We start from the raw sequence: 26,654 nt of genomic DNA, 5'->3' as shown, positions 1-26,654 counted from the left end.
CAACCTCGTCGTTGATCCGCTGCAACGCGCCCGGATTCCGAAGCGTTCAGGACCCGGTCGTCTGGAATCTGTGGACCGCGGCCTCGGCCACCCGGTTGAGGTGTTCCACGCCGCCGGGCTTGTTGCCCTCCGACTGAACCACCACCAAGCTGGTGCCGGCCCGGACGAGGATGACGTCCCACTCCAGCGTGTCGAGACGCGACGTCGTGGCCTGGATGAGATGAAGGCTGTCATCGCCCAACCGCGGGCCGGCCGCGACCGCGAACCGATAGCTGCCGTCCTGGTCAGGCAGCACAAGGGTCGGGCAACCGCCGATGAACGTCCGCAGGTCCGCCATCGCTCGCCGTGCACCGTCGTCGGTGTACGTCCTGAGAACTTCCGTTCCCACCCACAGGTCGTCGGGACCCGCGTCGAAGCTGAGGGTGGCTGCGGCTGTCGCTGACGGAGATCCGGTCAGCCGCCTCGCCGACAGCAGCGGGATCATGCTGGGCGCACACGCCGCGCCGACGTCTGGACGTCGATCGCCAGCATCGAGTGCCATGGTGGTCGCGATCTCCACGGTGAAGCCGGGCGGTAACGACTCCGGGGTCACCAGGCGCGCGGACAGCGCTGCGGAGTACCCGGGGCCGCCGGTCGCCGGAACCGCTGGGGAGGGCGCATCTGTAGCTGTCGCCTGCTTCCTTGCCTGCGCGGACTGATCCGCCGCAGAGCCGCAGGCCGCCACAACGGAGACGATCGCCACCGCCACCAACCCACGCAGCAGAATCCTGTGCACCGGACAGCCTCCGCCTCTCGCCGAAAGAGCCACGCCACCAGCGTGCGACTCCAGCCATCCGATCCCACTGGGGGCATCGCCGATCAAGCTGACGTTACACAGAACCGGTATCAGTTGCGTCTGCCCCTATGCTGCGCCAAGCAGTTGGTGCGAGCAGTCCATTAAGGAGCGCGGAGCCGCATGGCCGACGAGATCAAATACGAGTACAAGACCGTACGGCCAGTCCGCGGCACCGACGGCCTGGTCATCTCGAAGATGCAGAAGGATGGCTGGGAGCTCGTACAACAGACCCCAGGCGCGCTTCGCTCCACCGTCAACTTCCGTCGGCCGAAGAAGCCGCAGCCGTGGCTCCTGATCGGCGCGGCAGCCGTCATCCTCGTGATCCTGGCCGTCGTCATCGGCACCGCCTCGGCACTCAGTGGCGGCGAAGACGAAAGGAACGGCGGGTCAGAAAAATCGGCGGCTGCGGTGAGTGAGAAACCGGCTGCTACGCCCGCTCCGACCGCTGTCGAGTCGGCTCCCACTGAGGTGATCACGCCGCAGAACAATCCGGAGTTCGCCGCGCTGCTGAAGGCGGACGATTGCGACGACGCGAACCTGGCGTTCGCTACCAGGTACAAGGGCAAGACGGTCGCGTTCAACGGCTCGATCGTGAACATGGCGCCCCACGGTGACTACGACACCCGCTACGACTTCCTCCTGGGCCCAGGCGACAGGGGATCGAACACGACTGTCGGCCCGGCCTTCAAGTACGAGGACGTCAACATCCTCGACCTGAAGCTGACCGGCAAGAAAATCCCCGCCACCGTTGGCGTAGGCGACACGTTCCGCTTCGTCGCCGAGGTAGGTGAGTTCAAACCCGCCCAGTGCCTCTTCTTCCTCGACCCCGTCTCGACGGAGGCCCGGTAGCCAAGACCAGACCGTTCCGTCGGTCCTCCTCGCTAGGGTGCTGCCGTGGATCACGATGGTCGTACCTTGCCGACTCCTTTGTCCGAAGCTCATGAAGTCGGTTTCGACTACAGGGACGGCGATGGCGTCGACTTCGAGCCGTACCCTCACTTCCTCGACCCGGACGAGATTGCCGAGTGGTGGAGGGCGTGGACCGGAAACGCGGAGCTGGACGGGTCCGAGTTCCGGGTCTTCGGGCAGGACGGCACCGGCGGCCTCGCCGCGTTCTGGCTGGTGCGTGACGGTGAGCCGATCGAGCAGCAGCCGGTGGTGTTTCTCGGTTCGGAGGGCGAGACGGGCGTCGTGGCCCAAGACCTGGGCGCCTACCTGTGGCTTCTCGCCGACGGTTTCGGCCCCTGGGAAGCGACGGCCTACCCCGACCACGAACACGAGCCCCGTACCGATGCCCGCCTCGCGGAGATCGCCCAACGCTGGGCACCATCGCGTCGCGGGTCGGCGCACGAGGTCATTGCCGCAGCGCGGGAAGAGTTCCCCGGCTTCGATGAGCTGATCGGCTCACTCTGCCGATAGTCGGCGCGAATGGTGCTCGTCTAGAGGTGGCCGACGAGAGCCCCTGGCTATGCCGACCACCGGTTTCCCGGAACGGCCGACCGAACGCCGGGTAGGCGCGATGCTGGGACCGAACGGCAGTCGATCGGCTGACACGTGCGGAGGTGGCAACGCATGCCCGACGATCCCCGGTACCAGGAGGCACTCGACACCGCGGAGCGCCTCCTCGGCCAACCGTTGACCCTGCCGCTCGCCGACGGGGAACCCGCGGTCGGTCAGGACTTCCGGCGGCTGGCGACCGAGCACACCTTCGGCGACTCGTGGCCGCGACCGGGCCTGGACCTGCGGAGCCGCTGCCTGATCTCGGTGGCCGTCGCGGCGGCGCTGGGCACCCACGAGCCGCTGCGGGGGCAGTTGCGCATCGCGCTGACGTCCGGCGTGACCAAGGAGGAGATCGTCGAGCTCTTCATCCACCTGGAGGCGTACGCCGGGGCGGCCCGGGCGTTCGACAGCTACCAGGTGGCCGCGGCGGTCTTCGGCGAGCACCGCTGACGCTATCCGTCTGCCGCCGACCCGCGCCCTCCTGGGGAGCGGGCCGCCGAAGAGTGGGCCGCCAGGGACTCGAACCCTGAACCTATGGATTAAAAGTCCACAGCTCTGCCATTGAGCTAGCGGCCCGCGCGCTCAGGTTACCCGACCGTCTGCGGCCCGGCTGATGTCCGCCCCCGGTCCGGCGGAGCGATGCCGGTCTACGCCCTCACCGAAGGGGTGCAGGGGCCTGGCGACCCGCTGGCGTACCGGCCTGACCTCTCCAGCGAACTTCCGCACCGCTTTGCCACCGGTATAGCTTCATCACCGATATATTGACGTCATGCCCACACCCACGCCGCTGCGGGAACCCACCTTCTTGATCCTCACCGCGCTCGCGCGGGAACCCATGCACGGCTACGGCATCACCAGCGACGTCGCGGCCCTCTCCGGTGGGCGGCTGGCGCTGCGGCCCGGGACCCTCTACGGCGCGCTCGACCGCCTCACCGACGAGGGGCTGGTCGAGCGGGACCGTGAGGAGGTCGTCGAGGGACGGCTACGCCGCTACTACCGGCTCACCGAGGTTGGCCGGTCCGTGCTCACCGCCGAGACCGAACGGCTGCGCCGCAACGTCGAGGCCGCCACGCAGCGGTTACGTGCTCGACCTGCGGGCACCCGGGCCGCCGACGGCACCTCACGCGGCCCTCTCCTGCCGGCCCGCCCCATTCTTCTTCCGACCGGAGGCCCGGCATGAACCAGCCCCACCCCGCGCAGGATCAGGCCGGGTCGCCGCTGGAGTCTCGCTACCGGCGGCTGCTGTGGACCTACCCAAGTGATTACCGGGTTGAGCGGAGCGACGAGATCGTCGGGACGTACCTCGACACCGTCGATCCGGGGCGGCGCTGGCCATCCCCACACGACGCCGTCGACCTGCTCGGCGCCGGGCTCCGGGAGCGACTGCGCGGGTACGGCGCTCTCGGGCTGGTCGCGGCTCTCCCGCTGGCCGCGACCGCCGCGCTGAACAGCCTGGTCGCGCTCTCCGTTTTCCTGCTCCTACAGGTCGAGTTCGAAGATCCCCGCTTCGCCGGGCTGGATTCGGTCGGCCCGTTCCAGACCCTCGGGGCCGTCATCTGGCTGGGCTGGCTGCTCGTCGCGGTCGCCGCCACGACGCTGCCGGGGAACTGGGCCCGCTCTGTCGCGGCCGGCGGTCTCCTGCTGACCGTTGTCGTGCCGCCCGTGGCCGCCGCCACCGGGCAGCCGGGGCCGCCGCTGTTCGTGCTGGTCCCCGCCGTCGCGCTCGGCCTGGCCACGCTCGCGCTGCCCTCCCATCCCGGCTTGGGGGCGCGGAGCCTGCCGCTGCTCACTGCCGGTTGTGTGACGGTCGCATCGGTGGCATTCAGCGCCGCCGAGCACGGCGGGAACATGTTCACCTCGTACGGCTCGACCCCTGAGCTGTTGGCGATGTTCGGGGGGTTGGTGTTCGCACTGGTCCTGCTCGTCGGTCTCGGCCGCGCCCTGCGAGCGGACGATGCCGGCCTCTGGGCGACAGTGCTGCTCGCCACACCGGCCGCCCTGTTCGGTGCCAATCAGCTCAGCCAGGGGATCTGGGGCAGCCAGGGAGGGGGCCCGACCTCGGCGGCCTACGCCAGCACGACCGGGACGATCCTTCTGGTCGGCACGGCACTGCTGGCAGCGGCCCTCGCCGGCCAGGCCGCCCGACACCGGACCGTACGTCGGCGGGTGCTCGATGACGCCTGCCCGACCTGCGGACACCGCTCGACCGCCAGCGCACGGGCCTGACGTCAGGCAGGACCCAGGCGGCGGGACTCGGGATCCCGGAAGTCGGGCCGTCCTGGGCGCTCGGACACCGCGACTTTCAGGAAGTCGGGTGGATCAAGGGGCGCGGTGGTGGGTGGTTGAGCTGCTGCTGGGCGGGTACGGGGTCGGGCATGCGGATCGTGGTGGTGGGGGCGAGCGGCAACGTCGGTACGGCGCTGCTGCGGCGGCTGCGCCGGGAGCGGGGCGTTGAGCTGGCCGGGGTCGTTCGACGGTTGCCCGGCCCGGATGCCGGCGAGCCGTACGACCAGGTGGAGTGGCACTCCTGCGATATCGGCGCACCGGGCGCGGCCGGGCAGCTCGCCGAGGTGTTCTCGGGTGCGGACGCGGTGGTGCACCTGGCCTGGCAGATCCAGCCCAGCCACGACCAGCGGGTGCTGCGCCGGACCAACGTCGAGGGCAGCCGGGCGGTGATCAACGCGGTGGTCCAGGCCGGCGTGCCGGCCCTGGTGTACGCCTCGTCGGTCGGCACCTACGCCCCCGGCCCGAAGGACCACCCGATCAGTGAGCGCTGGCCGGCCACCGGTGTGCCCGGTTCGTCGTACAGCGAGCACAAGGCCGAGGTGGAGGCGCTGCTGGACGGGCTCGAACGGGATCACCCGACGCTGCGGGTGGTACGGATGCGCCCCGGGTTGATCTTCCAGCGGGCCGCCGGTGCGGAGATCACGCGTTACTTCCTCGGCCCGTTCGCGCCGGTGCGGCTGCTGCGCTTCGGCCGGATCCCACTGGTGCCGACCAACCCCCGGTTGCGGATGCAGGCGGTGCACGCCGACGACGTGGCTGACGCGTACACCCGGGCGGTGTTGGGTGATGCGCGCGGTGCCTTCAACGTCGCCGCGGACCCGGTGCTCACTCCAGAGCTGGTGGCCCGGCACTTCCATGGTTGGACGGTGCCGGTCGCCGCGCCGGTGCTGCGGGCGGCGGCGGGGCTGAGCTGGCGGGCGCGGCTGCAACCGGTCGACGCGGGCTGGGTGGAGCTGGGTCTGAACGCCCCGCTGATGTCCAGCGAGCGCGCGGAGACCGAACTGGGCTGGCAGCCGAAGATCAGCGCGCTGACGGCGCTCAAGGAACTCTTCGCCGGAATGGCCGACGGCGACCACACCTCAAGCCCACCGATGTCCGGCGCGCGAGACCTGCCCGGCCGCCCCGCCGCCCTCCTCCACGCCCGCCCCCCAGGCGAAGGAAACCCCTACTGACCCACCCACCCCGCCTCTCAGATCACCGGGGCGGGGCGGGAGGGGTGGTTAGGAGAGCTTGGAGTTGGTGAGGGTGGGGTTGCGGGCGCCCAGGAAGAAGATGCCGGGGAAGCCGCGGGTCTCGAACGTGGCGCTGGGGTTGCGACGCAGGGTCGAGTTTTCGATCCTCATCGTGCCGGTGCGGTTGTTGCTCACGAAGAAGACCGCGCCGCCACCCTCGTTGGCCTTGTTGTTCTCGATGATCGTGCCGGCGATCCGTACGGTGAACTCGTTGCCGTCGCAGTAGATCGCGCCGCCGCTGCCGCCGCCGGGCGTACCGGACTTGGCCGGATTGGCGCCGCTGCCGATCGCCTCGTTGTTCCTGAGCAGGCTGTTCAGCACCACCCACGACACACCGATGCTGCTCAGTGCCCCTCCGTTGGAGCAGGAGCCGCCGTCGAAGGTGCTGCCCACCACGTACACCGGCTTGTTCTCGTACTGGCTCAGCACCCGGACGGCCGCGCCACCCAGGTCGGGGCCGGTGCGGTCGCAGCGGTTGCGGACGAAACGCGAGTTGACCACCTTCAGCCGCCCGCCGCGTACGAAGATCGCCCCACCGCCGCCGCCCTCGGCCTTCTCGCCGGTGGAGTTGCCGTCGGCGAAGGTGAGGTTCTGCACGGTGAGCTGCGGGTGATCCTGGTTCTGGCAGTGCGAGGTGGTGAAGCCCTGGGCCTCGTCGCAGGTGTTCAGGTAGAGGATGCGGCGCTGCCCCTGGCCGCTCAGCGTGACGGTGCCGCCGCCGTCCAGCACGATCTTCGGCCCGTTGGCGTTGCGGACCTTGGCGGTCGCGGCCATCTTGATCGTCACCGGGGCCGGTCCACAGTTGAACGTGATGACTCCGCCGGCCGCGACGGCCTTCACCACCGCCGCGGAGGTGCAGCTCGCCGGGGTGCCCGTGCCGATTTTCCGGGTCGGCTTCGAGGTGTCCACCGCTCGTGCCTCGACCGGCACGGTGGCCCTGCCGCTCGGGTTGCCGGCGGCCAGCACCTTGTTGGCCGGCTTCGGGCTGGCGCTGGCCCCCGGGCCGCCGAGGCCGTCGCGAGCCCCCGGCGGCTCACCCGGGCCGTCGGTGGGCGGGGCCGTCGGCGAGGCGGTCGAGCCGGCCTCGAAGGTGGGGGCCGGGTCGTTGGGCGCGCAGGCGGGCAGGGTCGCGGTGGCGACACCGAGGGCGAGGAGAGCGGCAAGCGACGTCATGCGCACCCCGTGATGCTAATGCCTGTTTCATCAGAAACTGGCCGGCCTGCGGCGGGCCCGGACGACGACCGGCGGCGTTGGTCATCAGGTGTGGGAGAGGGCGAAGGCGGTCAGGAAGCCGGCCACGGTGATCAGACCGACCAGCAGGTGCGCGTTCTCGAACGCCTCCGGGACCATGGTGTCGGTGATCATGGCGAGGATCGCGCCGGCGGCCAGCGCGGTGATGGCGGCCAGCACCTCCGGCGGCGCGCCGCCCAGCAGCGTGTTGCCGACCAGCGCGGCGACGCCACTGATCAGCGCGATCCCGCTCCAGAGCAGGAACACGTAACGTCGGCTGCGACCGGCCTGGCGCATGCCGGCGGCGCTGGACAGCCCCTCCGGAACGTTGCTGAGGAACACCGCCGCCACCGTGACCAGGCTGACCGCGCCGCCGCCGAGCAGGCTGGCGCCGATCACGACCGATTCCGGTACGCCGTCGAGCAGCGCGCCGACGGCGAGCGCCGAGCCGGAACCAGGCTGCTCGCTCTCGGAGGGTTGCTGGTCGCCGGACCGCTTCCGGTGCCGGGCGCCGTGTCGGGCGAGCGCCATGTTGGCCACTGTGTAGACCACCGCGCCGGCGGCAGCCCCGAGAGCGGTGGGTAGGAGGCCGCCCTGCGCGTGCGCCTCGGCGATCAACTCGAACGACACGGCGGAGAGCAGCACTCCCGCGCCGAACGCCATGATCGACGCGATGACGCGCTGCGGCACCCGGGCGAACCAGCCGACCGCCGCCCCGACCAGCAGCGCCGACCCGGCCAGCAAACCCCAGCCACCCGCCTGTAACCACTCCGGCATTCGCGGGACCGTACCCACGTGCGCCGAGGCGACAAACCCGTTTGTGAGGAGGGCTCAGAAGTCCGCGAAGAGGTACGGCACCCGGCGGGGGAAGAGGCCGCGCAACTCCGTGGCGGCGTCCACCGGCACCTCGCCCAGACCGCGCAGTGGCAGCTCGGCCGGGTCCAGCACCCCGTACGCGAGGGCGGAGAGCCCGGCGGCGGTGAGCGTGGCGGTCGGCGCGCGGCCGGTGGTGTCGTCGACCAACTCCAGCGCCCCGGTCGTGCCGTCGAGCAGGTGGGTGCCGGCCAACCAGCGGTCCCCGGTCAGCTCGATCCGCACCCGGCCGGGGCCCGCGGGCAGCCCGCTCAGCGCGTCCAGCGACAGCAGCCGGGCCATCGGCGCGGACGCACCCGGCACCCGGGTACGGGCCTCGACGTGCACGTCCAGGTCGGTCAGCCACAGCTCGGGCAACTCGTCCGGCGGAACCTGAACGGTGATCCGCTCGATCTGGTCGACGTGCCGGGCGAAGAACTGCAACAGCAGCGCCCGCGCGAGCGGGTCGGTGACCAGCAGCTCGTTGCCGTGCAGCGTGCCGCCGTACTCGTCGATCCGGTACGTCACCGCGCCGGTGACCTCCCCGCCGACCCGGGCGGTGAGCAGCCAGTACTCGTCACGGTCACGCATTCCGACCGCCCGGTGGTCCGGGAAGATCGCGAAGCCGTGTCGTTCCTGGAGGTTGCGTTCGGTGAACGCCCGCCATGCCGGATAGCCGGCGGCGACGCGTTCCCAGCCGACCTCGCCGGGCAGATCCACCCGCAGCAGCGAGCCCAGGTTGGCCGGGCCGAAGGTGACCCGCCGTGGCTTGGGCAGCCCGACGTAGCCGAACCGGGCGTAGAAGCTGGGCCGGAACGGATAGAGCGCGCTGAGCGGATGGCCCTCGTCGCGCATCTCGTCGAGGAGTTGGTGCAGCAACGTCCGCACGTGCCCCTGCCGGCGGGCCAGCGGATGGGTCGCCACCCCGGCGACACCGGCCATCGGCAGCACCACCCCGCGCAGGTTCTGTCGCATGGGGATGGCCGAGACGGCGGCCAACGTGGTGCCGTCCTCCTCGGCGATCAACGTCCGGTTGCCCTGGTTGTAGGGCAGGTAGTCGCGGAACTCCGCCGACCGGGCGGCGCTGAGCGGCGAGGACTCGAAGGCGTACGCGGCCAGCGGAAAGCTGGTGGTGAGACGGTCGTCGTCGGTCACCCGGCGGATGGTCATTCGCCCATCTCAACCCGCCGCGCGGGTCACAGCAACCGGATTGGCCCGATCCACGGCCGGCCCGGCGTCAGCCGACAGATGTCTAGCACCCCCCGCAGCCACTGCCCACGCCGGTCGGAATCCACGCGTCGGACAGTAGCGGCGCTAGCTAGATGGCACAACCACCTACTGTGGCAGCGGTACCCGAACCAGCCGGTTCGGGTGAGCCGCCGAGAAAGCCGTACGGGTCAGCGGGCGACGACGTCGGAGACCACGACCGTGACGTTGTCCGGTGCGCCGGCATGGTGAGCCAGCTTCACCAGCTGCTCACCGCACTGCTGGCGGTCGGCGTACATGCCCAGGGCCGCGGCGATGGCCTCGTCCTCGACGTAGTCGGAGAGCCCGTCGCTGCACAGCAGCAGCCGGTCGCCGGCCACCACGGTGAGCACCCCGACCGCCGGTGGGGTGTCGGCGCCCTGCACGGCCCGGGTCACCAGGGACCGCTGCGGGTGGTGGCGGGCCTGCTCTGGCGAGAGGGTGCCCTGATCCACAAGCGCCTGAACGAATGTGTCGTCCCGGGTGAGCTGGGTCAGCTCCCCCTCGCGCAGCAGGTAGCAGCGGGAGTCGCCCACCTGGGCCAGCACCAGTGTCTCCCCGGCCAGCAGCGCCGCGGTGAGCGTCGTACCCATGCCGTCCCGGCTCGGGTCGACGGTGATGGCGGCATGGATGCGCTGGTTGGCGGTGCTGACCACGGCACGCAGCGCGTCGGCGGCGCCGTCGGGGTCGGTGGGGGGAGCCAGCTCGTCCAGGATCCGGATCACGATCTCGCTCGCCACCTCACCCGCAGGCAGCCCGCCCATGCCGTCGGCGACGGCGATCAGGCGGTCACCGGCGAGGGCGGAGTCCTCGTTGTTGGTGCGCACCAAGCCGATGTCGTTGAGGATGACCGAGCGGAGGATCAGCGTCATGGGGTCAAGCTTGCCAAGAACAACCCGCATTCGTCTCTACGCCTCCTACCTAGGTCGAGAAATGATTGCGATTTTCGTCGACGAGGCCGACGGTCCGTGACCGATCGGCGGGATCTCAGCGGCGCGGATAGCGCAGCAGCAGGCTCGCCGCGACCTCCTCGTCGCCCACCGCCGCGTAGCTGTGTGGCACGTCCGACACCCAGCGCAGGTGGCCGCCGGCCGTGGCCGTCAGCGGTGCGTCGGCCGGCCCGGCGCGCAGCACCCCGGCGAACACGGTGACGTGCTCGGTGACTCCCGCCGGGTGGGCGGGGGATAGCTGGCCGGGGCCGGGCGCGACCCGCATCCGGTACAGCTCGTAGGTCGCGTCGGTGTCGGTGAAGACCTCCAGCAGGGTGGCGGTGACCGCGGTGCCGTGCACGGTGGGCCCGGCGGCCGGCTCCGCCAGAACCGCCGTCAGCGGTACGCCGAGCTGCGCGGTGACCGCCCAGAGCGTCTCCAGGGTCGGGTTGCGGGTGCCGTGCTCCAGGCCGGAGAGGGTGGCCTTTCCGACACCGGCGAGCCGGGCGAGTGTGGACAGCGAGATCCCCTGCTCCTCGCGCAGGGCGCGGACCCGGCGTCCGACGATGACGGGATCCACGTCGAGGCCCGGGCGGGGGGCTGGTGGTGGGTGCGGCACCCGGCTATCGTGCTACACGCTTCCGTTCCGTAAATGGAACAGCTCGGAGGGGTGTGGTGGCCGGACGCGTGCAACCGGTGCTGGCAGGGGTGGTGACCGCGCTGGTGGGCTTCGCCAGCTCGTTCACCGTCGTGCTGGCCGGGCTCCGAGCGGCGGGCGCGTCGGACGCACAGGCCGCCTCCGGCCTGCTTGCTCTCTGCGTGGCGAGTGGGTTCGGCGCCGCCTGGATGGGCTGGCGATACCGGATACCGATGAGCGTGGCCTGGTCCACTCCGGGCGCGGCGCTGCTGGTGGCGACCGGGCCGCCGCCGGGAGGATGGCCGGTGGCGGTGGGCGCGTTCCTCGTCTCCGGAGTGCTGATCGTAGCGGCCGGGTTGTTTCCGCCGCTCGGCCGTGCGGTAGCCGCCATCCCCAAGCCGGTGGCCGGCGCCATGCTCGCCGGGGTGCTGTTGCCGCTGTGCACCGCCCCGGTCCGCGCGCTGGTCGAGTTGCCGGTGGTGGCCGGGTCGGTGGTGGTCGGCTGGCTGCTGCTGCACCGGTTCGCCCGACGCTGGGCGGTGCCCGGTGCGCTGGTGGTGGCCGTGGCGGCGATCGCACTGACCGCACCGCCGACCGGCCTCACCGGTGCCGCGCTGATCCCGTCCGTCACGCTGACCGCGCCAGCCTGGAACGCGTCCGCACTCGTCGGGTTGGCCCTGCCGCTGTTCCTGGTCACCATGGCCGCGCAGAACGTGCCCGGCATGGCGGTGCTGGTCGGCTACGGCTACCGGCCGCCGTTCGGCGCCGCACTGCGGACCACCGGCCTGGCCAGTCTGCTGGCCGCCCCGGCCGGCGGGCACGCGGTGAACCTCGCGGCGATCACCGCCGCGCTGGCCGCCGGTCCCGACGCGCACCCCGACCCGGAGCGCCGTTGGATCGCCTCGGTCACCGCAGGTGCCGGGCTGGCCGTGCTCGGACTGGGCGCCGGCGTGGCCACCACGCTGGTGGCGGTCGCCCCACCGATCCTCATCGAGGCGGTCGCCGGGCTGGCGCTGCTGGGTGCCCTCGCCACCGCGCTCGCTGCGGCGGTGACCGACCCGGCGACCCGGGAGGCCGCCGTGGTCACCTTCGTGGTGACCGCGTCCGGGGTGACGCTGATCGGCGTGGGCGGCGCGTTCTGGGGCCTGGTCGCGGGCTGCCTCATGCTGCTGCTCTTCCGCCGCCGCCAACCCGCCCCAGCTGCGCCCACCCCCGCCGCGCCCGACGAGCCCGCTCCCGCCGCCGCGCCCGACGAGCCCGCCTCCGCCGCCGCGCCGGACAGGCCCGCGCCCGACGAGCCCGCTCCCGCCGCGTCGGACAGATCCACTCGAGTTCGATGAAGTCGGGCCGTCCCGAGGCTCCGGACACCCCGATGTCCGTGTACCCGAGTCGATCAGGGCGGTTGGGTCACTCCTCGGGCGGCAGGTCGGCCACCCCGACGGCCAGGAGGACCCGGCCGTCGGCCACCGACCCGATCCGGTCGGCCGGTACGTAGACCGCGCCGGTGCGGGTCAGGTCGGTCGAGACCTTCAGATAGCCGCTGTGCAGCAGTCGCGCCGCCAGATCGGCGGGGACGTCCGGCTCCTCGACCGCGGTAGCCTCGATCAGCTCGTCCAGGCTGCTGCCCGGGTCGGCGGTCGGTGTCTGCACGGTCACCGCGTTCGGGTCGCCCCGCTGGACGAGGTCCACGGTGCCGACCTCGGTGCCAGCTGAGTCGATCACCGGCATCCCGGTGGTGATCCGCGAGATGGTCGCCTGCTGCTCGTCCTGCTGGTCCATCCCGCTGCGGTTCCCAGCGCAGCGCGCCGCTAAACGCCGCCGCCCACCCACCCCACCCATCCGCTGCGGGCTCGCCTGCCCGTCCCGCCCAGCCGAGCCCACCCCCGCCGGAAGGCTCGGCACCGAGCGGTGGCCGGGGCTGCAACACGCAGGGCTGGTCGACACCCGCCACCCAACGGCGGCCGCGACCTCGGTGCGGTCGCACCTCGTCCCAGAGCAGCGGCTCGGTGGGGGCCGTCCCGGGGGCGATGGCTCGGTGGTGGCCGGTCCGGGGGCGATGGGCCGGTGGGCTCGGAGGGGCCCGGTCTGGAGGTAGTGGGCTGGGGAGGCGGTGGGCTCGGTGGTGGCCGGTCCGTGGCGGTGGGTCTGGGAGGCAATGGCTCAGGGAGCGTGATGACTGTGAATCATATTTATGCCTCAGAGTCATCACCGGCAAAATCAATACCGCCCCCACGGGCCGCGCAAGGTGGCCGCTACGCCAGCCCCCAGCGCCCAGCCCCCAGCGCCCAGCCCTCCGCACCTAGCCCTCCCAGCGCCCAGCCCTCAGCGCTCACCCCGCAGCTAGCCCACCAGCAATTAGCAGACGGCACCGAGCCCCAGCACGCGGCAGACGGCATCCGGGACGCAGCGCGCCGCGCGCGGCAGGCGGCAGGCGGCACGGTGCTCCGCGCGCTCAGGTGTTCGGGAGGGTCCAGCTGCCGGGTGGGCGGGGGGACAGCTCCCGCCAGGTGTCCGGGCCGTCGAGCAGCGCCCGGACGGTGTCCTCGGCCTCGTCCGCACTACCGTACTCGTAGAAACGGGAGATGCCCTCGGCGCCGCCGGCCCGCTGCTCGACGTGCCAGCGGTCGGCGTCCACCCGGAGGAAGACGTCCCGCCGGGCCAGTCGCCCCCACTTCCCGTTCCACCAGTGCTTCCGCTGCTCCATGGCGGGACTCTATCGAACACACGTACGAGAAGGTGCGGCCCCTGCGGGAATCCCACAGGGGCCGATGTGCATCCGTTCGGATCAGCGCTGCGTCGGCGGCTCCGGGCGGCGGCCCAGCACGTCGTCCAGCGCCCCACGCTGCTGGCCGGGGGTGGTGTGACCGGCGGATACCAGGGCGTCCCGGATCTCGGTGAGCAGCTTGACCTCCTCGCTCGGCGCCGCCGGCGGCGGCTCCTCGCCCCGCTGCCGGCGCTCGGCCAGCTTGTTCATCGGGTAGACGACCAGGAAGTAGAGCGCCGCCGCGGTCAGCAGGAAGGTGATCACCGCGTTGACGAAGGCGATCCAGTCGAACGGGATGCCACGGAACTTGGGTGCCGTGCCGGCCAGGCCCTTGTCGCTGCCGGTGATGAGCAGCACGAAGACCCGGATCAGCGGGTCGAGGAACGACTTGGTGAGCTGGGTGACCACGCCCGTGAACGCGGCGCCGATGACGACACCGACCGCCAGGTCGACGACGTTGCCGCGCATGATGAAGTCTTTGAAGCCCTTGAGCATCCGTACTCCCGAGGTGTCCGCTTTTCTGTCGGGCACAACCTATGCCCGTTCGGCGGGTTCCAGAAAAGCGCCGGCTTCGAGCGCGGCGCGGCCGGGATCGCCGGCCCGGATCGCCTCGACGAGCCGGGTGTGGTCGACGTAGCGCTCGGGCGTGAGTTCCCCGCCCATGGCCTGGGCGACCGTGCTGCGCAGGGCGGTGCCCACCGAGGCGTACAGCTCGGCGAGCATGGCGTTGTGCGCGGCGGCGACCACCGCGGTGTGCAGTGCCGCGTCGGCCTCGACGAACGCGTCGACCCGGCCGCCGTGCCAGGCGGCCTCGCGCTGGGCGAGCGCGCCGTCGAGCGCCGCCAGGTCGTCCGGGGTACGCCGCAACGCGGCGAGCCGGGCGGCCTCCACCTCGAAGGCGCGGCGTACCTCGATGACCTCGGTCATCCGGTCGTCGCCGAGTCGGCGGGCGACCACCGGGGCCAGTTCGTCGGTGGACACCACGTAGGTGCCGGAGCCCTGCCGGCACTCCAGCACCCCGGCGTGCACCAGGGCGCGAACCGCCTCGCGGACCGTGTTGCGCCCGACGCCCAGCGCGGCGACCAGTTGTGGCTCGGTGGGGATGCGCCCTCCGACGGGCCATTCGCCGCCCAGGATGCGGGCGCGGAGCTGTTCGGTGGTCTGCCGGACCCGGTGGCCGCGGGGTGGCACGGCGGACTGACCGCGGGGTGGCACGGCGGACTGACCGCGGGGCGGTGCCGGCGGCGCTGAGGGGAATTCAACCGACGGTGGCACTGGTTACACCACCGGTCCCAAATTCATCCCATGATTGTAGGTTAGCGGTCATGACCCCGCCACCAACCGCCGCTCCGGCGCTGCCCGCTCCCGTCGCCGCTCCCGTCGCCATCGACAGTCGTCGGACGCGGGACCCCGGCACCGGCCGGCGGACACACCCGGCGACCGGTGGCGCGTTGGTGCTGGTCGGGATGCTGCTGGTCGCGCTCAACCTGCGCGCCGTGGTGACGAGCCTCGGCGCACTGCTCGACGAGGTCCGCGACGGGCTGGGCCTCTCCGGCGTCACCGCCGGCCTGGTCACCACCCTGCCGACGATCGCGTTCGCCGGCCTCGGCGCGCTCACCCCGTGGCTGGTCCGCCGGGTCGCGCCGGCCCGGGTGCTGGTGGTCGCCATGCTCGCCCTCGCCGTCGGCCAGGTGCTCCGGGTCGCCACCGACTCCGCCGTGATCTTCGTGCTCACCAGCGCGCTGGCGCTGTCCGGCATCGCGGTCGCCAACATCCTGCTGCCGATGCTGGTCAAGCAGCACTTCCCGCACCGCACCGGCCTGGTCACCGGCGCGTACACGATGGCGTTGACGGTGGGCACGACGGTGGCCGCCGCCTCCGCGGTGCCGATCGCGCACGCCTTCGGGTCCTGGCGGGCCGGGCTCGGCGTGTGGGCCGCGATGGCCGCGGTGGCCGTACTCCCGTGGGTGCCGCTGGCGCTGCGGACCCGCGCCGCGGCGCGGCGGGGGACCCCGACGGCGACCGCCGCCGGGCCCACGCGGATCCGGCCGGCGCGGACCCGGCTCGGTTGGGCGATGGCCGTCTACTTCGGGGCGCAGTCGCTCAGCGGGTACGCGATCATGGGTTGGTTGGCCCAGCTGTTCCGGGACGCCGGCTACCAGCCGGAGTCGGCCGGGCTGCTGCTCGCCGGGGTGACCGCGCTCGGCGTGCCGATCGCGCTGCTGATGCCCACCCTGGCCGGTCGGCTCGGCAACCTTCGGCCGCTGGTGCTCGGGCTCACCACCGCGTCCGCACTGGCCTACCTGGGGTTGGCGCTCGCACCGCACGGCGCCGCGCTGCTCTGGGTCGCCCTCCTGGCGATCGGGCAGGGCGCGTTCCCGATGATCCTGACCGCCATCGGCCTACGCGCCCGCACCGCCGAGGGGACCGTCGCGCTCTCCGCGTTCGCGCAGAGCACCGGGTACGTGATCGCCGCCCTCGGCCCGCTGATGGTCGGCATCCTCTACGAGGCCACCGGTGGCTGGACCGCGCCGATCGGGTTCCTGCTGGGCGCCCTGGCCGTGCAGACGACGGCGGGCATGGCGATCGCCCGTCCCCGTTACGTCGAGGACGAGTGACGCACGCCGACGCTCAGGAGGAAGCCGGCGTCGGTTCGCCAGCGACTGCCTCATCCACCGTCGGGTAGGTGTGCAGCACCTCGACCAGCCCACTCACCTCGAGGATGCGCAGCACGCCGCGCTGCGGGGCGGCCAGCCGGACCACGCCGCCAGCCTCGTCGCAGCTGTTCTTGGCGCGGACGAAGACCGACAGACCGGTCGAGTCGCAGAACGAGACGTCCGCCAGGTCGAACACCAGCCGGTTGCGGCCCTTGTCGAGCAGGTCGGTGATCTGGTCCTGCAGCTGCGGTGCGGTGGCCATGTCCAGCTCGCCCGCGACCGCCACGACGACCACGTCGCCGCGTTGTTCCGTGTGCACCGTCAACGACATTCGCCAGACCTCCTGTTATCGGGGGAACGGTATCCCACCACCACGACCGGAGGTAGAACGGGAGCCGTGATCCGGTGGCCATCGTCATTCCGTTGCTACGGGGCAAGTAGTTGATCAGACCCCGGTGATAGAGTCCGCCCGGTCCAGGTCAAGGGGGTTCGAAATGGCGTTGAGCACCGAAGAAAGTGGTCGGCTCGCCGCGCTGCTCAGCGGGCAGGACGAACGGGTCACGACTCGGTGGACCGAGATCGTCACCAGTTCGTTGCGGGGCCGGCTGAGCCAGGCGGAGCTGCGCCGGCAGGTCCAGGACCTGCACCGCGCCATCGTCGCCACCAGCGAGCAGGGCAGCATCGACCTGTCCGCCGACAGCGCCGCCGAACTGCGCGCCGCGCTCTCCGAGCTGTCCCGTGGCCGGGCCCGGCAGGGCTTCTCCGCCACCGAGACCTCGATCAGCGTCTTCGCGCTGAAGGACGTACTGGCCGAGCTGGTGCAGGAGGCCGGCGGCCCGGAGGCACTGCGGGACTACGTCGCCTTCTCGAAGTTGATCGACGAGATGGGCCTGTTCACCTTCGAGAGCTTCGTCCGTACCCGGGAGAGCCTGATCGCCGACCAGGCCGAGCAGTTGCTCGAGCTCTCCACGCCGGTGGTCAAGCTCTGGGAGGGCGTCGTCGCCGTGCCGCTGGTCGGCACCCTGGACTCGGCCCGGGCCCAGGTGGTCATGGAGCGCCTGCTGCAGACCCTCGTCGACACCGGTTCGCCGTACGCGATCATCGACATCACCGGCGTGCCGGCGGTGGACACTCAGGTCGCTCAGCACATCCTGAAGACCGTGGTGGCCGCCCGACTGATGGGTGCCGACTGCATCATCTCGGGCATCCGGCCGCAGATCGCGCAGACCATCGTGGCGCTCGGCATCGAGTTCGGTGACATCGCCACCAAGGCCAGCCTCGCCGACGCGCTGCGCCACGTGCTGCGGCTCACCGGGGTGGAGACCGCCCGCCGCCCGCCACGCCGGGGCCTCTGATGGAACGCGTACCGATCCTCAAGATCGGCGACATCCTGCTCGTCTCCATCCAGCTCGACATGTCCGACCAGACGGCGGTCCAGCTCCAGGAGGACCTGGCCGAGCGGATCGTGGAGACCGGCTGCCACGGCGTCATCATCGACATCACCGCGCTGGACATCGTCGACTCCTTCGTGGGGCGGATGCTCTCCGCCATCGCGTCGATCTCCAAGGTGCTCGACGCCGAGACGGTGGTGGTCGGGATGCGTCCGGCCGTCGCCATCACCCTTGTCGAACTCGGGTTGTCGCTGAACGGCATCCGTACCGCGCTGAACGTGGAGCGCGGCATGGAGCTGATCGCGACCGCCCACGCCGACGAGCTCGACCACCAGCTCGACGACGATCCGGACGCCGAGACGGCCACGCTGTGACCGCGGGCGTCGACCTGGGCCAGCCACAGGCGCAGTCGGTCCGCAGCGATGAGGACGTGGTGCGCGTCCGGCAGTTGGTCCGCGCCGTGGCGGTGGCCAGCAAGCTGTCCCTCGTCGACCAGACCAAGGTGGTCACCGCGGCGAGCGAGCTGGCCCGCAACACCCTCGTGTACGGCGGCGGCGGTTCGGTCGAGGTGACGGTCGTGGACAACGGCCGGCGCAAGGGCGTGCAGATCGTGTTCGCCGACTCCGGGCCGGGCATCGCCGACCTCGACCTGGCCATGACCGACGGCTACACCAGCGGCGGCGGCCTCGGCCTCGGCCTCAGTGGGTCGCGACGCCTGGTCGACGAGTTCCAGATCGAGACGTCAGCGGAGACTGGTACGCGGATCACGGTCATCAAGTGGTCCAGGTGAACGCCGACGCGGTCGCCGACAGTGGCATCTGGTTCAGAGTGGAGGCCAGCAGCGCCGCGAGTGCCGTCCGGCGTGCCGCCGAACGCCTCGGCGCGCAGGTGGAGATGGGCGAGGCGCGCATCGCCGACCTGGCCATCGTCGCCGCCGAGCTGACCAGCAACCTGGTCAAGCACGCCGAGGACGGTGTCCTGCTGCTCCGACCGGCACGCCGGGCCGGGCAGGCCGGCGTGGAGCTGGTGGCGATCGACTCCGGGCCCGGCATGGCCGACCTGACCGTCTCGTCCCGGGACGGGCACTCCACCGCCGGCACACTCGGCATCGGTCTGGGTGCCATCGTCCGGCAGGCCAGCTGGTTCGACGGATACTCGCTGCCCGGCCGGGGCACGGTCCTCGCCGTGCAGGTCTGGCCGGCTGCGGCACGGCCGTCCCCGTCCTGGGCCGGCGCCCTCACCCGACCGCTGAACGGCGAGACGGTGAGCGGCGACGGGTACGCCGTCCGGGTCGCCGACGGGCGGCACCAGGTGCTGGTCAGCGACGGGTTGGGGCACGGCCCGCTGGCCGGGGCCGCCACCGATGCGGCGCTGGCCGCGTTCCGCAACGCCCCGGCCGGTCCACCGGCGACGGTGGTCGGTCACCTGCACCGCAGCATGTCGCACACCCGTGGTGCCGCGCTCGCGGTCGCCGAGTTGGCACCCGAGGCCGGGGTGCTGCACTACGCCGGCCTGGGCAACATCTCCGGCGTGGTCGTCGATGCCGAGGACAAGCGTCGCGGGCTGGTATCGCTGCCCGGCATCGCCGGGCACCAGCGGCCGACGATCCGGGAGTACGCGTACCCGTTCGGTCCGGGCACCCGACTGGTCATGCACAGCGACGGGGTGGCCGACCGGTGGCGGTTGGCCGACTACCCGGGCCTGTTGGAGAAGTCACCACTGGTGATGGCGGCGACGCTGCTGCGTGACGCGGGTGTGCGGCGCGACGACGCCTGCGTCCTCGTCGCAAGGTCCTGGGCATGACCAGCGAACCTACGGCGCAGCCGCTGCTGCAGATGGCACTGCGGGTCGAGCAGGACATCTTCGTGATCCGCCAGCGGGGGCGCGAGGTCGCCGCGGTGGTCGGCCTCGAACACCAGGACCAGGTGCGGATCGCCACCGCGCTCAGCGAGGTCGCCCGGGATCTGCTGCGGTTGACCGGGGGAGCGGACGTCTCCTTCCACGTCGACGCGGGCGCCGACGGCCGCTTCCACCTGCGCGCCGACCTGGCCCCGGTGTCCCCGCTGCCGGACGACGGCTACCAACCGCAGTCCGGCGCGGTGTCCCGTCTGGTCGACACACTGAGCGTGTGGACCGTCGAGGGGGTTACGGTCGTACGGATGTCCCGACGAGTCCCGGCCAACGCGCCGATACCCACCCCGGAGCGGCTCGCCGAGTTCCGCACCGAACTCGGCCGCACCGCGCCGAGCAGTGCGCTGGACGAGTTGACGGTGCAGAACGGGCAGCTCATCGCCGCGCTCGACGAGGTGCGCAGTCAGCGCGACGAGTTGGCCGTGCTCAACGAGGAGCTGGCCGAGACCAACCGCGGTGTGCTGGCGCTCTACAACCAGCTCACCGAGGAGTTGGAGGAGACCAACCGGGGTGTCGTCGCCCTCTACGCCGAGCTGGACGAGAAGTCGGCCCAGCTCCGCGCGGCGAGTGAGTCGAAGAGCCGGTTCCTGGCCAACGTGAGTCACGAGCTGCGCGCTCCGGTCACCGCGATCATCGGCCTGGGACGGCTGCTCACCGACTCCGCGTCCGACCCGCTCACCGAGGAGCAGGGCCGCCAGGTCGACCTGATCCGATCGTCGGCGGCGGACCTGCTCAACCTGGTCAACGAACTCCTCGACCTGGCCAAGGCGGAGTCCGGCCGGATCGAGCCGGACCTGACCGACGTCGACCTGCGGCCGGTCTTCGGCCAACTCCGCGGAACCCTGCGCGCGCTGGCCACCCGCCCGGAGGTGGAGCTCGTCGTGGAGGAGCCCACCGGGCCGGCACTGCTGCGCACCGACGAGGTGCTGCTCGGTCAGGTGCTGCGCAACCTGCTGCACAACGGCTTGAAGTTCACCGAGCACGGCGAGGTGCGGCTGCGGGCCAGCCGACACGGCGATCGTTGGCAGTTCGAGGTCAGCGACACCGGGCCGGGCATCGCTCCGGAGCTGCACGACCGGATCTTCGAGGAGTTCTACCAGATCCCCGGCACCACCCGGGTCGGCGGCACCGGCCTCGGTCTGCCGTACGCCCGGCGGTTGGTGACGCTGCTCGGCGGGTCACTGGAGCTGACCAGCGCGCAGGGCGAAGGCAGCACGTTCACCGTCTCCCTGCCCACAGGCGGGGCGTGACGGCGTGGACGGCATGCCGACAACCATCCTGGTGGTCGACGACAGTCGTACCAAGCGTTACCTGCTGGTCAGCTGGCTGACCCGGGCCGGGTTCACGGTGCAGGAGGCCGAGAACGGCGCCGAGGCGTTGGCTCGGGTCGAGGCGGACGGGATCGACCTGGTGGTCCTCGACGTCCGACTGCCCGACCTGAGCGGCTACGAGGTCTGCGAGCAGATCAAGTCGCGGCATCCGGCGATGCCGGTCATCCACGTGTCGGCGCACGCCGTGGACGTGGCCGACCGCGCCCAGGGGCTGACCCGGGGCGCTGACGCGTACCTGACCGAGCCGATCGAGCCCGAGGAGCTGATCGCCACCACCCGGGCGGTGCTGCGCTACTACCAGGCGCGGCAGCGTGCCGAACTGCTCGCCGAGCGGCTGCTCGGGTTGGCCGACACGACGGTCGCGGTGCACGCCGCGCCGACCTTCGCGCGCCTGCTGGAAGCCGCCGCCGAGGGCGCTGCCCAGATCTTCCGGAGCCCGGCGGCGGTGATCGCCGAAACCTTCGACGGTGACTGCCTCGCGGGCGTCTGCGCCGGTCCCGGCACGGCGGCCACCGTGGTGCCGTGGGTCGTCGACGACACCGGGGTGCCCACCGGCGCCACGGTGCGGGTGGAGGCCCCGGAGAGCTGGGCTCTCGTCGACTGGCCGGCGGGCGACACCGTGACAGTCGCCGCCGCCCGGCTGCGCGAGGACCGGGCCCCGCTGTACGTGGTGGTTCCGACCGCTACCCAGACCGCCCAGACCCCGGTGCTCAAGCAACTGGCCCAGGCGGTGGCGGCGGCCGTGGAGGGGCAGCGCTCGTTCGACGAGGAGCACCGGATCGCTGTCACCCTCCAACGCAGCCTGCTCCCGCGCGGGCTGCCCACGGTGGCCGGCCTGGACCTCGCGGTGCGCTACGAGCCGGCCAGCGCGCAGACCGAGGTGGGCGGGGACTTCTACGAACTGGTGATGCTCGACGGTCACCTGCTGCTCGCGATCGGGGACGTCGCCGGCCACTCGCTGCACGCGGCGACGGTGATGGCCGAGCTGCGGCACGCGGTGCGGGCGTACGCGGTCGAGGGCCACCAGCCCGGCGAGATCCTGCACCGCGTCAACGAGCTGATGCGGACACTGCTGCCGAACGAGTTGGCGACGCTCTGCGTGCTGCTGCTGCACCCGCCGTCCGGACGGGTCCGGCTGGCCAGTGCCGGGCACCTTCCACCGCTGCTGATCACGGACGGCAAGGTCGACTTCGTGCAGCATTCCGCGCCGCTGCTCGGCGTCCGCGCCCCGCGCCCGGCCGACCTGGAGTTCGTGGTGCCGGCCGGGGCCACGCTGGTCTTCTACACCGACGGGCTGATCGAGCGACGGGACGCCACCATCGACGAGGGGCTGGCCGCACTGGCCGGGGTCGCCGCGACCGTCGACGGTGACCTGGACCAGTTCTGCGCCCGCCTGCTGGTGGAACTGGCCCCACCGGAGATCCAGGACGACGTCGCCGTGGTCGTCCTGCGGCGTCGCTGATCGGTCAGCTCCGGCAGCTTCCCGGCCTTCTCAGCGCACCGAGCGGGCGTACGCGGCAGGGGACACCCCGGCGACGGCAGTGAAGTCACGGACCAGGTGGGCCTGGTCGCTGTAGCCGAGGTCAGCGGCGAGATCAGCCCAGCTCAGCGGGCCACCGGTGGCCTGTTCGACCGCCTCCTGGAGCCGGTAGCGGCGGATCACCCACTTCGGCCCGACCCCCACGTACTCGATGAACAGCCGCTGCAACCGGCGGACCGGAACGTCGTGCCGCGCGGCGAAGTCGTCGACGCGCAGCACCGTGCGGTCGGTACGGATCGCCTCGGCCAGTCGGACGGCCTCCTCGGCCAGCGGGTCCGGCTCCGGCTGCCAGGCGGTGAGGAGGGCGTCCAGCGCCCGGCAGCGCTCGTCGTCGCCGGCCGCCGAGGTGGGGGACGTGCCCACGCCCACCGGGACGTCCGGGTGGGTCAACCGGCCGACGGGCAGCGGCACCCGACGGCCGGTCAGTTCACCGACCGGCCGCCGCCAGAACGGGTGGAAGCCGCCGGGGCGGAACTGCACCCCGGACACCCGGCCGGTGCCGTTGAGAGTGACCCGGAACAGGTCGCGGCCCACCCCGGCCACCTCGCCGGACTCCGGCCCGTCGTCGTCGCGTCGGAACACCACGTTCACCGCCGGGTGCGGCACGACCCGCTGCTCGAACGGCGCGCTCAACGCCCAGTCGATCAACCAGTAGTGCTCGACCCACGGGCGCAGCGACTCCGCCGGCAGGTGTCGGCGGAAGCGCATCTCGCGCAGCAGGCGCCCGGGGTCGAGAATTCCCCGACTGTCGCCACGCGGTCGCTGTCGCATTTGTTCAAGACCACCCTCATACGCTGGCCCTATGTCCACTCAGACTAGCGAGCTGCTGGCGGCCGCCGCGCCGCGCACCGTCGATGTCGTACGGGGTGTCTCCGACGACCAACTGGACCTGCCCACCCCGTGCAGCGACTATCTGGTCCGTGATCTGCTCAACCACCTCTTCCAGGTGGTGGTCAACTTTCAGGACCTGGCCGAGAAGCGGCAGGTGGAGTGGGCCGACAAGCCCGATCACCTGGGCGACGGCTGGCGGGACCGCTTCGAGGCGGAGACCGGCCGGTTGGTGACCGCCTGGTCGGATCCGTCCACCCTGGAGGGTGTGTCCCCGGGCATGGGCATGCCGCAACCCGTCATCGGCGGCATGGCCCTGCTGGACCTGACCGTGCACGGTTGGGATCTCGCGGTCGCCACCGGCCAGCCGTACCAGCCAGCCCCGGAGGTGGTGGCCGAGCTGCACGCGCTGGTGGAGCAGTTGGGTCCGACCGCCCGAAAGATGGGCGTCTTCGCCGACCCGCCCCCTGGTCTGGCACCGGCCGGGCCACCCAACCCAACCCCCGACCTGGCCCACCTCCTCACCCAGACCGGACGCACCCCCACCTGGCCCCAAACCCCCTAACCCCCACCCCCGTTCTCGTTGATCATGAAGTTATTGCCCTCGTTCTCGGCGTGTCGGCGCAATAACTTCATGATCAACGGGGTGGGTGGGTGGGTGGGTGGGGGAGGGTGGGTGGGTGGGGGTGGGGGTTGTTGACTTGGGTATTCGCTGGGTGAATAGTGGGCGGGGTGTCCACGCCGCATGTTCTGCTCGGGTTGCTCGCTGGGGGCAGCCGGCACGGATATGAGCTGAAGCGTGCGCACGACGAGCGGCTGCCGCGGGCGCGGCCGCTGGCCTTCGGGCAGGTCTACGCCACTCTCGGCCGTCTCGAACGGGACGGGCTGGTGGCTGCCGCCGGCCAGGACCGGGTGGCCGGGCCGGATCGCACGGCGTACGAGCTGACCGGCCAGGGGCGGGACGCGCTGGACCAGTGGTTGTCCACAGTGGAAGCGCCGATGCCGTACGTGGCCAGCACGCTCTTCGCCAAGGTCGTGGTGGCGCTGCTGGTCGCCGATGCGGACCGGGCCCGGTCGTACCTGATCGCCCAGCGGGCCGCACACACCGCACGGCTGCGTGAGTTGACCGCGGTCAAGGGCGAACCGGCCGCCACCCTCAGCGACGTGGTCGCGGCCGATTTCGCGATCGCCCACCTCGACGCGGATCTGCGGTGGCTGCACGCCACCCTGGGCCGGGTCGCCGACTGGCACCGGGAGGTGCATCCGTGACGCAACTCCAGGCTCGCGGCGTGGTTCGGGCGTACGGCCCGACGCCCGCACTGCGCGGCGTGACGCTCGACCTCGCCGAGGGTGAGATCGTCGCCGTCACCGGGCCGAGCGGCTGCGGCAAGTCGACACTGCTGCACTGCCTGGCCGGGATTCTCCGGCCGGACGCCGGCGAGGTCAGCTGGCGTGGGCACCGCATCGACACCTGGTCGGAGGCGGCCCGGTCCCGGCTGCGGCGCACCGAGTTCGGGGTGCTGTTCCAGTTCGGCCAGTTGGTGGCCGAGTTGACGGCCGCCGAGAACGTCGCACTTCCTCTGCTCCTCGCCGGCACGGGGCGGCGAGAGGCACGGACGGCGGCGCTCACCTGGCTGGAACGGTTCGGGGTGGCCGAGGTGGCCGACGTGCGGCCGGGTGAGATGTCCGGGGGTCAGCAGCAACGCTGCGCGACGGCTCGGGCGCTGGTGACCGAACCTCGGGTCCTCTTCGCCGACGAGCCGACCGGCGCACTGGACACGCTCACCGGCGAGCAGGTCCTCACCCAACTGGTCCGGCTCGCCCGCGAGCAGCGCACCGCCGTCGTGCTGGTCACCCACGAGCCGCGGATCGCCGCGTACGCGGATCGGGAGATCGTGCTGCGTGACGGCCTGGTGGACCACACCGGCCTGGGGCTCGACGTGCCGCTGGCCGGCGGCGCCCGGTGAGGCCGACGACGCTGCTCCGCCTCGCGCTCGCCGGCACCCGCACCGACACCGCCCGGGTGGTGCTCACCGCGCTCAGCGCCCTGCTGGCCACCCTGGCCGGGCTCGCGGCGCTCACCGTGCTGGCCATCGAGAAACCCGTTGGCGACGCCTGGGAGCAGTCCGAGCAGTACCGCAACGCGTTGCTGCGGGAGCCCGGGTTGCGCGGCGGCACGGCGTTCGCGCTGCTGATGCTGATGGTCCCGGTGCTGGCGCTGGCCGGTCAGTGCGCCCGGCTCGGCGCGCCGGCCCGGGACCGCCGGTTGGCCGCGCTCCGGTTGGCCGGCGCCACTCCCGGTCAGGTCACCCGGCTGGTGGTGTTGGAAACCGGCGTGGCCGCGCTGCTCGGCACGCTCGTCGGGCTGGGTGTCCACCTGGTCGGCCGCGACCTGCTGCATCGCCCGGACGCGCAAGGTCGACTGGCCCTGCCCACCGACGTGCTGCCGTCGACCGGCGCGCTGGCCGGCGTGGTGCTCGGTCTGCCGGTCGTGGCGGCGCTGGCCACCGCCCTGATGCTGCGTACGGTCACCACCAGCCCGCTCGGGGTGAGTCGTAAGGCCGCCCGCGAGCGTGGTCCGGGCCCGTGGGCCGGGCTCCTGATCGGGTTCGGCGTGGTCTCGTTCGCGCTGATCCGCCCGGTGGTCTACCGGGTCGCCGACGGGCAGATGGCGGGCCGACTGGTGCCACTGCTGTTCGCGGTGGGCGCGCTCGCGGCGATGATCGGAGTGGTGATCGGCACCGGCTGGCTGTCGTACCACTGCGGGCGGTTGTTACGTCGGCACGCCCGCAGGCCGGCTGCCCTCCTCGCGGCGGGCCGGCTGATGGCCGATCCGTGGGCGGGAAGCCGCACGTTCGCGGCGCTGCTCGCCGCCCTGATCTTCGGCGCGGGTGCGGCGGCCCAGCGCGCCTACTTCGCCACGAAGGACCAGATCGAGCGGGAGCAGAGCCGGCTCGCCGGGGGGGACGGTGGCGCCAACCCCTTCTACCTGTCGACGATGGATCTCGTCGACGGCGCGATCGCCGTGGCCATCCTGATCGCGACGGGCGGCCTGATCGTCGCGCTGGTCGAGGGGATCGTCGCCCGACGCCGTGCCTACGCCGCGTTGGTCGCCACCGGGGTGCCCCGCGCCACGCTGGGCCGGTCGGTGGCCTGGCAGGCGCTGGTGCCGGCCGTGCCGGCGATCCTGCTCGCGCTCACCGTGGGCACGCTGCTCGGCCGTGGGCTCGTCGCGGAGGTGTCGGAGGGCGGCGGGTCAGCGTTGGTCTGTGATGCTCCGGCCGCGCTCTGCGACGACCCTGCCACCCGGGACCAGTACTCCCGGATCGTGTACTTCCCCGTGGTGCAGCGAGCCGTCCCCGTACCTCTGGAGCACCTGGCGTGGCTCGGTGCCGGCGCCCTGGCGGCGGTGCTGGTGACGGTCGGTGTCGGCCTGCTCTTCCTGCGGGCCAGCACCGCGTTGGACGAGCTGCGGACGACCTGATC

General features: G+C 71.9%; 30 protein-coding genes and 1 tRNA gene. 18 read left to right on the top strand and 13 right to left on the bottom strand.

The annotated features are described in order from the left end of the window. Nucleotides 1–46: 46 nt before the first annotated feature. Nucleotides 47–742, bottom strand: a complete 696-nt coding sequence (locus AB0877_RS02655; protein ID WP_366605951.1) for a hypothetical protein — start codon at nucleotides 740–742, stop codon at nucleotides 47–49. A 213-nt stretch (nucleotides 743–955) separates the two neighbouring features. Between AB0877_RS02655 and AB0877_RS02650 the strand changes: the two genes are divergently transcribed. The 3 genes from AB0877_RS02650 (at nucleotide 956) to AB0877_RS02640 (ending at nucleotide 2,785) form a co-directional block, all read left to right on the top strand. Next, on the top strand, nucleotides 956–1,684 hold the full coding sequence (locus AB0877_RS02650) for a DUF4839 domain-containing protein (protein WP_366605949.1): 729 nt from the start codon (nucleotides 956–958) through the stop codon (nucleotides 1,682–1,684). Between the two features lie 45 nt (nucleotides 1,685–1,729). Further along, nucleotides 1,730–2,254, top strand: coding sequence for an SMI1/KNR4 family protein (locus tag AB0877_RS02645; RefSeq protein ID WP_366605947.1), 525 nt, complete (start codon nucleotides 1,730–1,732; stop codon nucleotides 2,252–2,254). A gap of 153 nt (nucleotides 2,255–2,407) precedes the next feature. Beyond that, complete coding sequence (locus AB0877_RS02640; RefSeq protein ID WP_366605945.1) at nucleotides 2,408–2,785, top strand: carboxymuconolactone decarboxylase family protein; 378 nt, start codon at nucleotides 2,408–2,410, stop codon at nucleotides 2,783–2,785. 54 nt (nucleotides 2,786–2,839) lie between these two features. Here the strand turns inward: AB0877_RS02640 and AB0877_RS02635 are convergent. Continuing rightward, a tRNA-Lys gene (locus AB0877_RS02635) sits at nucleotides 2,840–2,911 on the bottom strand. A gap of 193 nt (nucleotides 2,912–3,104) precedes the next feature. Here AB0877_RS02635 and AB0877_RS02630 point away from each other — a divergent pair. From AB0877_RS02630 to AB0877_RS02620, 3 genes are all read left to right on the top strand, one after another. Then, nucleotides 3,105–3,515, top strand: a complete 411-nt coding sequence (locus AB0877_RS02630) for a helix-turn-helix transcriptional regulator (RefSeq protein ID WP_366605943.1) — start codon at nucleotides 3,105–3,107, stop codon at nucleotides 3,513–3,515. Further along, nucleotides 3,512–4,561, top strand: coding sequence for a GlsB/YeaQ/YmgE family stress response membrane protein (locus tag AB0877_RS02625; RefSeq protein WP_366605941.1), 1,050 nt, complete (start codon nucleotides 3,512–3,514; stop codon nucleotides 4,559–4,561). Before AB0877_RS02630 ends, AB0877_RS02625 begins: the two co-directional genes overlap by 4 nt. A gap of 149 nt (nucleotides 4,562–4,710) precedes the next feature. After that, nucleotides 4,711–5,793, top strand: coding sequence for an NAD-dependent epimerase/dehydratase family protein (locus AB0877_RS02620; RefSeq protein ID WP_366605939.1), 1,083 nt, complete (start codon nucleotides 4,711–4,713; stop codon nucleotides 5,791–5,793). Nucleotides 5,794–5,841: 48 nt separating this feature from the next. Here the strand turns inward: AB0877_RS02620 and AB0877_RS02615 are convergent, their stop codons facing one another. The 5 genes from AB0877_RS02615 to AB0877_RS02595 form a co-directional block, all read right to left on the bottom strand. Beyond that, nucleotides 5,842–7,026, bottom strand: a complete 1,185-nt coding sequence (locus tag AB0877_RS02615; RefSeq protein WP_366606185.1) for a hypothetical protein — start codon at nucleotides 7,024–7,026, stop codon at nucleotides 5,842–5,844. Between the two features lie 84 nt (nucleotides 7,027–7,110). After that, nucleotides 7,111–7,860, bottom strand: coding sequence for a ZIP family zinc transporter (locus tag AB0877_RS02610; RefSeq protein ID WP_366605937.1), 750 nt, complete (start codon nucleotides 7,858–7,860; stop codon nucleotides 7,111–7,113). Between the two features lie 54 nt (nucleotides 7,861–7,914). Continuing rightward, nucleotides 7,915–9,105 carry a GNAT family N-acetyltransferase gene (locus AB0877_RS02605; RefSeq protein WP_366605935.1) on the bottom strand — a complete coding sequence of 397 codons (1,191 nt, stop codon included), beginning with the start codon at nucleotides 9,103–9,105 and terminating at the stop codon, nucleotides 7,915–7,917. A 227-nt stretch (nucleotides 9,106–9,332) separates the two neighbouring features. Then, a complete protein-coding gene (locus AB0877_RS02600; protein WP_355004776.1) occupies nucleotides 9,333–10,052 on the bottom strand; it encodes a protein phosphatase 2C domain-containing protein in 720 nt (239 codons plus the stop codon). A gap of 115 nt (nucleotides 10,053–10,167) precedes the next feature. Beyond that, on the bottom strand, nucleotides 10,168–10,728 hold the full coding sequence (locus AB0877_RS02595; RefSeq protein ID WP_366605933.1) for an XRE family transcriptional regulator: 561 nt from the start codon (nucleotides 10,726–10,728) through the stop codon (nucleotides 10,168–10,170). Between the two features lie 56 nt (nucleotides 10,729–10,784). On the opposite strand from AB0877_RS02595, the gene AB0877_RS02590 reads away from it, so the two are divergent. Then, entirely contained in the window at nucleotides 10,785–12,086 is a 1,302-nt protein-coding gene (locus AB0877_RS02590; RefSeq protein WP_366605931.1) for a benzoate/H(+) symporter BenE family transporter, read from the top strand. Between the two features lie 67 nt (nucleotides 12,087–12,153). Here AB0877_RS02590 and AB0877_RS02585 read toward each other — a convergent pair whose 3' ends face one another. From AB0877_RS02585 to AB0877_RS02570, 4 genes are all read right to left on the bottom strand, one after another. Then, the gene (locus AB0877_RS02585; RefSeq protein WP_091395802.1) at nucleotides 12,154–12,525 is read right to left on the bottom strand and encodes a hypothetical protein; all 372 of its coding nucleotides are present in this window, start codon (nucleotides 12,523–12,525) and stop codon (nucleotides 12,154–12,156) included. Nucleotides 12,526–13,198: 673 nt separating this feature from the next. Beyond that, entirely contained in the window at nucleotides 13,199–13,450 is a 252-nt protein-coding gene (locus tag AB0877_RS02580) for a hypothetical protein (protein WP_278143440.1), read from the bottom strand. 81 nt (nucleotides 13,451–13,531) lie between these two features. Beyond that, entirely contained in the window at nucleotides 13,532–14,005 is a 474-nt protein-coding gene (gene mscL / locus AB0877_RS02575; protein ID WP_366606183.1) for a large conductance mechanosensitive channel protein MscL, read from the bottom strand. 39 nt (nucleotides 14,006–14,044) lie between these two features. Continuing rightward, complete coding sequence (locus AB0877_RS02570; RefSeq protein WP_366605929.1) at nucleotides 14,045–14,725, bottom strand: FadR/GntR family transcriptional regulator; 681 nt, start codon at nucleotides 14,723–14,725, stop codon at nucleotides 14,045–14,047. Between the two features lie 251 nt (nucleotides 14,726–14,976). Here AB0877_RS02570 and AB0877_RS02565 point away from each other — a divergent pair, with 251 nt between their 5' ends. Next, entirely contained in the window at nucleotides 14,977–16,128 is a 1,152-nt protein-coding gene (locus AB0877_RS02565; RefSeq protein ID WP_366606181.1) for an MFS transporter, read from the top strand. 13 nt (nucleotides 16,129–16,141) lie between these two features. Here AB0877_RS02565 and AB0877_RS02560 read toward each other — a convergent pair whose 3' ends face one another. Further along, nucleotides 16,142–16,498, bottom strand: coding sequence for an STAS domain-containing protein (locus tag AB0877_RS02560; RefSeq protein WP_030332365.1), 357 nt, complete (start codon nucleotides 16,496–16,498; stop codon nucleotides 16,142–16,144). A gap of 163 nt (nucleotides 16,499–16,661) precedes the next feature. On the opposite strand from AB0877_RS02560, the gene AB0877_RS02555 reads away from it, so the two are divergent. From AB0877_RS02555 to AB0877_RS02530, 6 genes are read left to right on the top strand one after another with little or no spacing between them, the layout of a single operon-like run. Next, a complete protein-coding gene (locus AB0877_RS02555; protein ID WP_366605927.1) occupies nucleotides 16,662–17,522 on the top strand; it encodes an STAS domain-containing protein in 861 nt (286 codons plus the stop codon). Next, a complete protein-coding gene (locus tag AB0877_RS02550) occupies nucleotides 17,522–17,932 on the top strand; it encodes an STAS domain-containing protein (RefSeq protein ID WP_366605925.1) in 411 nt (136 codons plus the stop codon). Before AB0877_RS02555 ends, AB0877_RS02550 begins: the two co-directional genes overlap by 1 nt. After that, complete coding sequence (locus tag AB0877_RS02545; RefSeq protein ID WP_366605924.1) at nucleotides 17,929–18,348, top strand: anti-sigma regulatory factor; 420 nt, start codon at nucleotides 17,929–17,931, stop codon at nucleotides 18,346–18,348. Before AB0877_RS02550 ends, AB0877_RS02545 begins: the two co-directional genes overlap by 4 nt. Continuing rightward, nucleotides 18,345–19,361 carry a SpoIIE family protein phosphatase gene (locus AB0877_RS02540; RefSeq protein WP_366606180.1) on the top strand — a complete coding sequence of 339 codons (1,017 nt, stop codon included), beginning with the start codon at nucleotides 18,345–18,347 and terminating at the stop codon, nucleotides 19,359–19,361. Before AB0877_RS02545 ends, AB0877_RS02540 begins: the two co-directional genes overlap by 4 nt. Next, nucleotides 19,358–20,719 (top strand): sensor histidine kinase, encoded by a 1,362-nt coding sequence (locus tag AB0877_RS02535; protein ID WP_366605922.1) that lies wholly within the window; start codon nucleotides 19,358–19,360, stop codon nucleotides 20,717–20,719. Before AB0877_RS02540 ends, AB0877_RS02535 begins: the two co-directional genes overlap by 4 nt. Before the next feature lie 13 nt (nucleotides 20,720–20,732). Continuing rightward, complete coding sequence (locus AB0877_RS02530) at nucleotides 20,733–22,262, top strand: SpoIIE family protein phosphatase (protein WP_366605921.1); 1,530 nt, start codon at nucleotides 20,733–20,735, stop codon at nucleotides 22,260–22,262. 30 nt (nucleotides 22,263–22,292) lie between these two features. Here AB0877_RS02530 and AB0877_RS02525 read toward each other — a convergent pair whose 3' ends face one another. Next, nucleotides 22,293–23,111 (bottom strand): AraC family transcriptional regulator, encoded by an 819-nt coding sequence (locus tag AB0877_RS02525; RefSeq protein ID WP_366605919.1) that lies wholly within the window; start codon nucleotides 23,109–23,111, stop codon nucleotides 22,293–22,295. Between the two features lie 31 nt (nucleotides 23,112–23,142). Here AB0877_RS02525 and AB0877_RS02520 point away from each other — a divergent pair, with 31 nt between their 5' ends. The 4 genes from AB0877_RS02520 to AB0877_RS02505 all read left to right on the top strand — a co-directional run bounded on the left by AB0877_RS02520 (nucleotide 23,143) and on the right by AB0877_RS02505 (nucleotide 26,652). Further along, complete coding sequence (locus AB0877_RS02520; RefSeq protein ID WP_366605917.1) at nucleotides 23,143–23,733, top strand: TIGR03086 family metal-binding protein; 591 nt, start codon at nucleotides 23,143–23,145, stop codon at nucleotides 23,731–23,733. A 167-nt stretch (nucleotides 23,734–23,900) separates the two neighbouring features. Continuing rightward, nucleotides 23,901–24,437, top strand: coding sequence for a PadR family transcriptional regulator (locus AB0877_RS02515; protein WP_366605915.1), 537 nt, complete (start codon nucleotides 23,901–23,903; stop codon nucleotides 24,435–24,437). Then, nucleotides 24,434–25,135 carry an ABC transporter ATP-binding protein gene (locus tag AB0877_RS02510; protein ID WP_366605913.1) on the top strand — a complete coding sequence of 234 codons (702 nt, stop codon included), beginning with the start codon at nucleotides 24,434–24,436 and terminating at the stop codon, nucleotides 25,133–25,135. Before AB0877_RS02515 ends, AB0877_RS02510 begins: the two co-directional genes overlap by 4 nt. After that, nucleotides 25,132–26,652, top strand: coding sequence for an FtsX-like permease family protein (locus tag AB0877_RS02505; RefSeq protein ID WP_366605912.1), 1,521 nt, complete (start codon nucleotides 25,132–25,134; stop codon nucleotides 26,650–26,652). Before AB0877_RS02510 ends, AB0877_RS02505 begins: the two co-directional genes overlap by 4 nt. Nucleotides 26,653–26,654: the final 2 nt, after the last annotated feature.

Origin of the sequence: Micromonospora sp. NPDC047644 (assembly GCF_040704315.1) — a bacterium.
Lineage (GTDB): Bacteria > Actinomycetota > Actinomycetes > Mycobacteriales > Micromonosporaceae > Micromonospora.
This window is presented reverse-complemented; position numbering and strand designations above follow the sequence as displayed.